This is a genomic window from Streptomyces torulosus (assembly GCF_001419765.1).
Taxonomy (GTDB): Bacteria; Actinomycetota; Actinomycetes; order Streptomycetales; family Streptomycetaceae; genus Streptomyces; species Streptomyces torulosus.
In genome coordinates this window covers 1-6,900 of record NZ_LIRK01000293.1, presented here as the reverse complement: position 1 = coordinate 6,900, position 6,900 = coordinate 1, and the positions used below count along the sequence as shown (strand labels likewise).

Annotated in this window: 5 protein-coding genes; 1 reads left to right on the top strand and 4 read right to left on the bottom strand. The window is 70.5% G+C overall.

The genetic code is table 11. The features are described 5' to 3' along the window. Positions 1 to 72 precede the first annotated feature (72 nt). The 4 genes from AOK23_RS20845 to AOK23_RS20830 form a co-directional block, all read right to left on the bottom strand. Positions 73 to 576, bottom strand: a complete 504-nt coding sequence (locus tag AOK23_RS20845) for an ATP-binding protein (protein ID WP_055518023.1) — start codon at positions 574 to 576, stop codon at positions 73 to 75. Between the two features lie 294 nt (positions 577 to 870). Then, a complete protein-coding gene (locus tag AOK23_RS20840; RefSeq protein ID WP_055714206.1) occupies positions 871 to 1,638 on the bottom strand; it encodes an enoyl-CoA hydratase/isomerase family protein in 768 nt (255 codons plus the stop codon). A gap of 84 nt (positions 1,639 to 1,722) precedes the next feature. Next, positions 1,723 to 2,976, bottom strand: a complete 1,254-nt coding sequence (locus tag AOK23_RS20835; protein WP_206336248.1) for a L,D-transpeptidase — start codon at positions 2,974 to 2,976, stop codon at positions 1,723 to 1,725. Between the two features lie 203 nt (positions 2,977 to 3,179). Further along, a complete protein-coding gene (locus AOK23_RS20830) occupies positions 3,180 to 4,406 on the bottom strand; it encodes a L,D-transpeptidase (RefSeq protein ID WP_055714205.1) in 1,227 nt (408 codons plus the stop codon). A 219-nt stretch (positions 4,407 to 4,625) separates the two neighbouring features. Between AOK23_RS20830 and glgX the strand changes: the two genes are divergently transcribed. Continuing rightward, entirely contained in the window at positions 4,626 to 6,884 is a 2,259-nt protein-coding gene (gene glgX / locus AOK23_RS20825; RefSeq protein ID WP_055714204.1) for a glycogen debranching protein GlgX, read from the top strand. The last annotated feature ends 16 nt before the right edge of the window (positions 6,885 to 6,900 follow it).

The window sequence follows — 6,900 nt, the reverse complement described above, 5'->3', positions numbered from 1 at the left end:
CGGTGGGGGCGGTCCCGGCCCGGCTTCCGGGCGCGGCTCCGGCCCGCTCTCCGAGGGCGGTCCCGGCGGGGGCTAGCGGTCAGCGACACGCATCTCGAACCAGGTGGTCTTGCCGCGCGGCAGCAGATCCACGCCCCAACGGTCCGACAGTTTGTCGACGAGGAAGAGTCCGCGTCCGCTGATGTCCATCTCCTGCACCGGCATCAGACAGGGCAGACCCCGCGAGGGGTCGCGGACCTCGACGCGGATCCAGCCCCGCCGTCGCCGCATCCGTAACCCGAAGACCCGGGCCCCGGTGTGCCGTACGGCGTTGCCGACCAGTTCGGAGACGAGCAGGACGGCGTCCTCGGTCATCTTGGGCGAGAGGCGCCATTCGCGGAGGACGACGACCTGGGCGAGCCGGCGGGCGGTGGCGGCGGACTCGGGGCGGGACGGCAGCGGAACCTCCGCCTCCGTGGGGTTGCCGAACAACTCCAGCGCCTTCAGCGCCCGTTCGTCCTCGATCGCAGGCGACCAACGCGCCGCGGTCGCACTCCCGTGCCGCCGCGGCTGTTCGATACCCTCCAGCCCCGCCATGCCCCCATCATGGCCGCCCGGAGCGCCCTTCGTGGCCGTTCCGGAGGAATACAACCCCCGGAACCAACCATTCCGGGGGTTTCGGATGTCATATGCCAAAGGCATCACATACTCGTCGACACCCCTCCTGACCTGCGCGGACCATCTGAACTTCGGTCAGCGGACGGAGCCTTGGCCGGAACTTTCTTAAGACTGCCTTAAGGCTCCGATAAACCGCTCCATCGGGGGACGCGGGTAAGACATCGCGTCAACTGCAAGGGGATCAGCGGAAGTCGTGGGCCGGGATCCCGGCCGTCAGACGAACTTCGCCTTGCCCGGCCCCTCCTCCACGAAACTGCGCATCCCGCGCTCCCGGTCCTCGGTGGCGAACAGACCGGCGAACCAGTTCCGCTCGATCGCGAGCCCCGTCTCCAGATCGGTCTCCAGGCCCGCGTCGATCGACTCCTTGGCCGCCCGGAGCGCGATCGCCGGACCCTGGGCGAGCTTCGCGGCCCACTCGTGCGCGGCCGTGTACACCTCGTCGGCCGGGACGACCCGGTCCACGAGGCCGAGCGCGAGGGCCTCGTCGGCCTTGACCATGCGGCCGGTGAAGATGAGGTCCTTGGCCTTGGAGGGGCCGATGAGCCGGGACAGCCGCTGGGTGCCGCCCGCGCCCGGGATCACCCCGAGCAGGATCTCCGGCTGGCCGAGCTTCGCGTTCTCCCCGGCGATGCGGTAGTCCGCGCACAGCGCCAGCTCGCAACCGCCGCCCAGGGCGTAGCCGGTGACGGCCGCGACGACCGGCTTGGGGATGCGGGCCACCGCGCTGAAGGAGTCCTGGAGGGCGCGGGAGCGGACGACCATCGCCGCGTGGTCCATCGCCTGCATCTCCTTGATGTCCGCGCCCGCCGCGAACACCTTCTCCCCGCCGTAGAGGATGACGGCGCGGACGTCGTCCCGCCCCGCCGCCTCCTCGGCGAGCTCCTTGAGGCGGTCCTGGACGGCGATGTCCAGGGCGTTCATCGGGGGGCGGTCGAGGCGGATGGTGCCGACGCCTTCGGCGACTTCGAGATGCACAGTCATGCAGGCAGGTTAACGGGGACTAACGACAGCGGCTCCGGTGTGCTGCGTCACAGCACACCGGAGCCGTACGTCCGACCGGAAGGACTACGCCTTCCACTTGTCCCAGGACATGTTCCAGCCGTTGTAGCCGTTGTCCGGGTCGACGACACGGTCGTTGGAGTTCTTCACGACCACGACGTCACCGACCATCGAGTGGTCGAAGAACCAGCCGCCCGGGGCCTTGCGGTCGTAGCCGCCGCGGGTGTCGCGCAGACCGATGCAGCCGTGGCTGGCGTTGTAGTTTCCGAAGGCGTCCCCGCCCCAGTAGTTGCCGTGGATGAAGGTGCCGGTGTTCGTCAGGCGCATGGCGTCCGGCACGTCCTTGATGTCGTACTCGCCGCCGTAGCCGACGGTCTCGCCGTTCATCCGGGTCACGCGCAGGCGCTCGCTGATGACCATCTGGCCGTTCCAGGTCTCCATGCCGGGCTTGCCGGTGGTGACGGGGATGGTCTTGATGAGCTTGCCGTCCCGCTTCACCTTCATCGTGAGCTTCTTGACGTCCACGACGGAGACCTGGCTGCGGCCGATGGTGAAGGAGACCTTCTTGTTCTGCTCGCCGTAGACGCCGTCGCGCCCCTCGACACCGTCGAGGTTGAGGTCGACGGTGACCTTCGTGCCGGCCGCCCAGTACTTCTCCGGGCGGAAGTCGAGGCGGTCGTTGCCGAACCAGTGGCCGGCCACCTCGACGGGCGGCTCGGTCTTGATGGTGATGGCCTTCTCGACGTCCTCGGGGGCCGTGATGCCGCGGGTGAAGCGGATCGAGAACGGCATGCCGACGCCGACCTTCGAACCGTCCTCCGGGGTGAAGATGCCGACGAAGGTGTTCTTCGGGGTCAGCGTGGTGAAGGACGACTCCTCGGCCGCCTCACGCCCCTCGGAGTCCTTCGCGACGGCGTGCACCTTGTACTCGGTGGCCGAGTTGAGGTGGATGGACGGCGTCCAGGTGGCGCCGCCGTCCGTGATCTCACCGGCGATCTTCTTGCCCTTGCCGTCCTCGACGGTGACCTCGGACAGCTTGCCCTTGGTGGCGGTGACCTTGAGGGCACCGCTGGTGGCCACGTCCTTGGCCTTGTTCTTCGGAGCGATGGAGACCACCGCTTCCGACGGCTCGGTGGCCGCCTTGCCGGAAGCGCTCCTGTCCGAGCCCTTGCCCTTGTCGCCGTCGGAGTCGGCCCCCCCGCCTCCGCCCCCGCACGCGGTGACGGCGAGCATCAGCAGGCCCAGCAGCAGTGCCAGGACCCCCTTGCTCCCCCATGTCCGCGCGCCAACCGACGCCCCCGATATCGGTCGCCCGTTCAACTCTCTTGTCTCCCCTCGCACGGCCTTGAGCAGGCCCGCACCCCTCCGCGCAGCACGCGCGTCCGCACGTACATTAACCAGATGATCGGATGGGATTGGCCTCGGCGAATGTCACCGTTCAGTCCCAACTTGAACAATCCGAGCCCCGGTCACCGGTCCGGCCCCACCCCAGGACGCCCGCCGCGCGCGTACGGCTATGTCGGTTACTTCACCGCGGCACCCGCTTTCCATGCCTTCCACCCCATGTTCCACCCGCCGAGCCCGTTGTCGGGAGCGACCTTTTTGTCGTTGCTGTTGACGACCTCCACGACGTCCCCGACGAGGCTGCGGTCGAAGAACCAGCCCGCGGGAGTGCTGGAGCTGCCGCCCTTCACATCGCGCAGGCCGACGCAGCCGTGGCTGACGTTGGCCCGGCCGAAGGCGTCCGGAGCCCAGTAGTTGCCGTGCAGGAAGGTGCCGGAAGTGGTCAGGCGCATGGCGTGCGGGACGTCGGGGATGTCGTACTCGCCCTTGCCGTCCGCCTTCTTGAAGCCGACGGTGGCGCCGTTCATCCGGGTCACCTCCAGCATCTCGGTGACGACCATCTTCCCGTTGTACGTCGTCGTGCCGGGCGCCCCGGCCGTGACGGGCAGGGTGGCGAGCACACCGTCGCCGCGCTGGACGCGCATGGTGTGCAGGGCCGCGTCGACGACGCTGACCTGGTGGCGGCCGATGGTGAACGAGAACGTCCGGTACTGCCCGCCGTAGACACCGGGCGCCCCCTCGACGTCGCGCAGCCGCAGGGCGACGGTGACCTTCGTGCCGGGCTTCCAGTACGTCTCGGGGCGGAAGTCGAGGCGGCCTCCGCCGAACCAGTGCGGGCGGATCTCGACGGCGGGCTCCGCGGTGACGCGGACGGCGCGTTCGACGGCCGCGCGGTTCTCGATCTCCCGGTTGAACTCCAGGGAGACGATCATCCCGGTGCCGACGGTGGAGCGGTTCTCCGGGGCGACGTACGCGATGAAGCGCTTGTCGGGGACAGATGTGCGGAACGTGATGTGCCGGGCGGAGCGGCGGCCGTGGGCGTCCAGCGCGACCGCGTCGACGGTGTACTTCGCGGCCAGCGCGAGCTTCCGTGAGCCGGTGGGGCGCCAGGTCAGCCCGTCGGCGGACACCCGGCCCGGAACGGGTGACTCCTGGGCGTCCTGCGACTTCACCACCTTGACGGACTCCAGGCGCCCACTGGGCACCCGTACTTCGAAGCGCTGCTCCGGGCGCACGCCCTTGCTGCCGTCCTCGGGGGTGACCCGGATCGTGTCGTCCGGAGCTTTCTCACTGGTCAGCGGGGGCGTGGGGGTGCATCCGGCGACTGCGGCCAACAGGCCGGCCGCGACCAGTACGGCGGCCGGCGCGGCGCCGGGGCGGCGCGCGTGCGTCTGTGCGTGGTTCACGTGCGGCCCAACGACGGCGCACGCCCCCGGGAAACGTGAGTGCGAGGCGTGCTCTGGGCAGAACCATGGGAGACAACTCGACGGGGAGCAGGGACCTGTCCGTCAGCACAAGAGGGGTCTTGTGCGGGGCTGTCACAACACCCCCTGGGGCGGCGGGTCCCGGGGCTGGGACTCCCGGCCCCGTTTTCGCGTCGGCCCACCGAGTCGCGGGAGGCCGTGGTGTCGAGCGCAGCCGAGCAGGAGGCAGTGGAGGAGACGCGCGGGGTGCCGGCCGCGCGTCGGGCCGCCGTGCTCAACGGCAGGCACAGCGGGGCGGGGCCGCCGCTGCCCGTGTGGCCCGGTGCCCCGACACCGCTCGGGGCGCGCTTCCGGGTGGGGCCGGACGGGGTCGCCGGGACGAACTTCGCGCTGTGGGCGGGCGGGGCGGAGGCCGTCGAGCTGTGCCTCTTCTCCCCGGAGGGCGAGGAGACACGACTGAAGCTGACCGAACTCACGCACGAGATCTGGCACGGCTTCGTGCCCGGTGTGCTGCCGGGCCGGAGGTACGGCTACCGGGTGCACGGCCGCTGGGACCCGTGGACCGGCGCCCGCTGGAACCCGGCGAAGCTGCTCCTCGACCCGTACGCCCGGGCCGTGGACGGCGAGTTCAGCCTGCCGCCGGAGGTGTACGGGCACGTGAGGGACTGGCCCGAGCAGCATGTCGCGGACACCGTGCGCGACGAGCGGGACTCGGCGCCGTACGTGCCGAAGGGCGTCGTCGTGCACGACGACAGCCCCGACGACGAGTGGATGGACGACCGGCGGCCCAAGACCCCGTGGGCGGACTCGGTCATCTACGAGCTGCATGTGAAGGGGTTCACCCAGCTGCACCCCGGCATCCCGGAGGAGCTGCGCGGCACCTACGCGGGGCTCGCGCACCCGGCGGCGATCGAGCACCTGGTGAAGCTGGGCGTGACGGCCGTGGAGCTGCTGCCGGTGCATCAGTTCGCCCACGAGGACCATCTGCTGCGGCGGGGCATGCGGAACTACTGGGGCTACAACTCGATCGGCTACTTCGCGCCGCACGCGGCGTACGCGGCGTCGGGGACCGCCGGGCAGCAGGTCGGGGAGTTCAAGCGGATGGTGCGGGCGCTGCACGCCGCGGGCATCGAGGTCGTCCTCGACGTGGTCTACAACCACACGGCGGAGGCGGACCAGCGCGGCCCGAGCCTGTCGTTGCGGGGCATCGACAACCGCGGCTACTACCGCCTCCAGGGCGACGCCCGTCACTACGCGGACTACACGGGCTGCGGGAACACGCTGCACGTGGTCCAGCCGCATGTGCTGCGGCTGATCACCGACTCGCTGCGGTACTGGGTGACGGAGATGGGGGTGGACGGCTTCCGCTTCGACCTGGCGGCGGCGCTGGCCCGCTCGATGCACGACGTCGACATGCTCTCCCCGTTCCTCGCGGTCATCGCCCAGGATCCCGTGCTGCGGCGGGTGAAGCTGATCGCCGAGCCGTGGGACGTGGGCTCGGGCGGCTACCAGGTGGGCGCCTTCCCACCCCTGTGGACGGAGTGGAACGACCGATACCGGGGCGCCGTGCGGGACTTCTGGCGGGGAGCGCTGCCCGATGTGCGGGACCTCGGCTACCGGCTGTCGGGGTCGAGCGACCTGTACGCGTGGGGCGGGCGACGGCCGTACGCGTCGGTCAACTTCATCACCGCGCACGACGGTTTCACGCTGCGGGACCTCGTGTCGTACGAGCGCAAGCACAACGAGGCGAACGGCGAGGGCAACCGGGACGGATCGGACGACAACCGGTCCTGGAACTGCGGCACCGAGGGCGAGACGGACGACGAGCGGGTGCGGGCGCTGCGGCGCCGGCAACTGCGGAACCTGCTGACGACACTGCTGCTGTCCACGGGCGTGCCGATGCTGGTCGCCGGGGACGAGCTGGGGCGGACCCAGGGGGGCAACAACAACGCGTACTGCCAGGACAACGAGATCAGCTGGCTCGACTGGGGGCTGCTGGAGGACCCCGGCTGGAAGGCGCTGTTCGACCTGACGGCCCGGCTGATCGCCCTGCGCCACGAACACCCGGTGCTGCGCCGGCGGGCCTTCTTCTCGGGCCGGGCGCACTCGGCGGACGGGCTGCGCGACCTGGCGTGGTTCACGGCGCACGGCAGCGAGATGACCGAGGGGGACTGGTACGCGCCGGCCGCGACCCTCGGCATGTACCTCTCGGGCCGTGACATCCCCGGGCGGGACGCACGCGGCGCCGCCGTCCTGGACGACAGCTTCCTCGCGGTCCTGCACGCGGGTGACCGCCCTGTGGAGTTCGTGCTGCCGGGGACACCGTGGGCCGAACGGTACGAGGTCGTCGTCGACACGTCGCGGGAGGAGCAGACGGAGGCGCCCGGGGTGGTGCGTCGGGCGGGGGCGGTGGTCGACGTGCCGGCGCGGACGGTGCTGCTGCTGCGGGTGGTGGCGTAGGGGCGGCGGGCAGTTG